Source organism: Candidatus Accumulibacter vicinus (assembly GCF_000584955.1).
Classification (GTDB): Bacteria; Pseudomonadota; Gammaproteobacteria; order Burkholderiales; family Rhodocyclaceae; genus Accumulibacter; species Accumulibacter vicinus.
In genome coordinates this window covers 183,111-184,434 of the sequence record NZ_JDSS02000021.1, presented here as the reverse complement: position 1 = coordinate 184,434, position 1,324 = coordinate 183,111, and the positions used below count along the sequence as shown (strand labels likewise).

1 protein-coding gene and 1 pseudogene are annotated in these 1,324 nt (G+C 62.8%); both read left to right on the top strand.

The genetic code is table 11. The annotated features are described in order from the left end of the window. On the top strand, positions 1 to 796 hold a 796-nt coding region (locus tag CAPSK01_RS09665; RefSeq protein WP_273703427.1), incomplete at its 5' end, for a hypothetical protein. Between the two features lie 20 nt (positions 797 to 816). Continuing rightward, positions 817 to 1,324 (top strand): annotated as a pseudogene (locus CAPSK01_RS09660) (hypothetical protein); the annotation flags it as partial.

Sequence of the window (1,324 nt, the reverse complement as noted above, 5' to 3'; positions counted from 1 at the left end):
GTTTGCAACAGATCTGGATCGTTCAACTGAGGAAAATAGGTTCAACAGCCCGATGGTGGTGGCGAGCTGGCAGCCGATTGCTGCGATCCTGGTGGCCAATGGCATCGCCAGACCCGGCGGCGAGCGCGTTTATGCACTGAACATGGAGCGCCTGGTAGCGGCGATGCTGGCCAGAAAGCGCTGGAGCGATCTCAAGGCGGCAGAGGCTTTTGCAGTCAACCGGGGGGTTCTGGTGTCCACCACCGATGTGCGCAAGAGCAATTCGGCGGTCATGTATCTGGCACTGGTCAGCCATGCGCTGCTGGGCGAGGTGGTAACCGACCGCGCCAGCGCGAGTGCCGCGGCCGAGAAGTTGGCCGGGCTGTTCAAGCGCCAGGGTTACCAGGAGAACTACGTCAACGGCAACTTCGACGACTATGTGCAGATTGGCATGGGCAAGGCGCCGCTGGCCTTCATCTACGAATATCAGATCGTCGGTCATGCGTTGCACCGAAGCAAGGCGATTCAGCCCGACATGGTGCTGATGTACCCCGAACCGACGATCGTCAACAAATTTGTCCTGCTCGCCACCAGCACGCGCGGTCGCGCGGTGCAGGCCGAGTTGGCCGGCAACCCCGAGTTGCAAAGGATTGCGGTCGAATACGGTCTGCGCGTCGCCGACCCCGGTCTGTTCACGGCCGCCGTCAAACCCTCGGGACTGGCGGTGCAGGAGCGCATCAACCAGGTCATCGACCCGCCGGCCTACGAGTTGATGTCGGAGATGGTGGAGGTACTGACCCGGGAGATGGCGAAATGAAGATCTGCTTGAGGATTGCCTTGCTGGCCGGCTTGCTTGCCATCCTGAGCGCTTGTGGTAAGCAGGACTCGCCTGCCCCGGCCTTACCACCCGCCAGCCATGCGGCGCCGGTGTTCGAGGTGCTCGCCACCAGTGACCTCAAGGATGCCCAGGCGCTGGAGAAAATGGCCTTGCAGGCCACCGGCGTGAATCTGAGGTTCCGCTATGGCGGCACGATGGAGAGCACTGAAGCGGTGCTGACCGGGCACGCCAATGCCGCCGCAGCCTGGTTCGCCAATGCCAAATACCTGCTCAGCGACAGCCAGGGCCAGAGCCGCGTCAAACTGCAGGAAAAAATCATGCTCTCGCCGATCGCGGTGGGAGTCAGCGAATCGGCTGCCCGGGCGCTCGGCTGGGACCGGCCAGAGGTCGCCGCCAAGGTGACCTGGAAGACCATCACCGAGGCTGCTGGCGCGGGCAAGCTGTTCTATGCCCTCTCCAACCCCGCCACCTCGAACCAGGGGTTCATGGCCCTGATGGCCCTGATGG